Source organism: Janthinobacterium sp. BHSEK (assembly GCF_056174685.1).
This window is the reverse complement of the sequence record NZ_JBWBYV010000163.1, coordinates 1-834: the sequence shown is the minus strand read 5'-3', so window position 1 is coordinate 834 and position 834 is coordinate 1. Positions and strand designations below refer to the sequence as shown.

The 834-nt window shown below is 56.4% G+C and carries 2 protein-coding genes; both read right to left on the bottom strand.

The window, feature by feature from the left end; all coding sequences use genetic code 11:
- Nucleotides 1-129: 129 nt before the first annotated feature.
- Nucleotides 130-393, bottom strand: a complete 264-nt coding sequence (locus AC0V2Y_RS27905) for an Ogr/Delta-like zinc finger protein (protein ID WP_071079002.1) — start codon at nucleotides 391-393, stop codon at nucleotides 130-132.
- A gap of 230 nt (nucleotides 394-623) precedes the next feature.
- Nucleotides 624-834 (bottom strand): hypothetical protein (locus AC0V2Y_RS27900; protein WP_475418435.1); only part of this gene is annotated, 211 nt, incomplete at its 5' end.

Here is an 834-nt window from a genome sequence, read left to right as displayed (position 1 = left end):
GTTTAACATCGAATTTCCTTATTTCAGGTTGAACGAATCCCGCACGCTCAAAAGGGAGCGCTGCAGGGCACAGCAAAAGAGGGGAATTACAGCGGCCGGGCTACGGCGGCGCGAGGATCGGGATAGTCATCAGCAGCCCGCAGTCAGGTCCAGGGCCAGCTGGCTGGTGGCCGCTGTGCGCGCATGCTGTGACATCGGGATGCGGATATCCGGCTTGGGCATGGCGGACAGCGAGAGGGTACGCAGCACTTCCAGGCCTGCCACGAAGGAGTGTCCACAGTCGGGGTTCTGGCACATGTAGGTGATTTCCTTGAACATCGCGGACATCGTGCGGCTCTTGACGGCGCGGACGGTGTATTCGCAATGCGGGCAGGGCAGGCCGATGACTCTCATTTGTTCTTTCTTTTCACTTGATACAGTGCACGGCCTCGGCCGCTCATCTTGCGAATCCCGATTCGTACGTTATCCTTAATTAACCACTCGATAGCCTGGTCGATGGTGTCCAAGCCCTGCTGTATTCGGACACGTTCAAACGTGTCTTGGTCTTCATCGCATGTTTCTACAGGTACGGAACGGTCGGGCATATTTTCGGCTGCTCAAAAGTTGCTGATTGGTGACTTCATTTAGGCAGCAATGCTGGGTAAGGTGACACTGTTGTCGTCGCCAAGCACTATTGCCGCCTGGCGAAGCGCGAGCTGCCGCAGAAACGGCGCCAATTCCTCGCCCTGATAATTGGCGATAGCGGCCAGGACGTCATACTCATATTCGTCAAGGCGTACCATGACACGGTTGTTGCGGACGCGTTTTGGATCGGGATACATGGGCCTGCTCCTG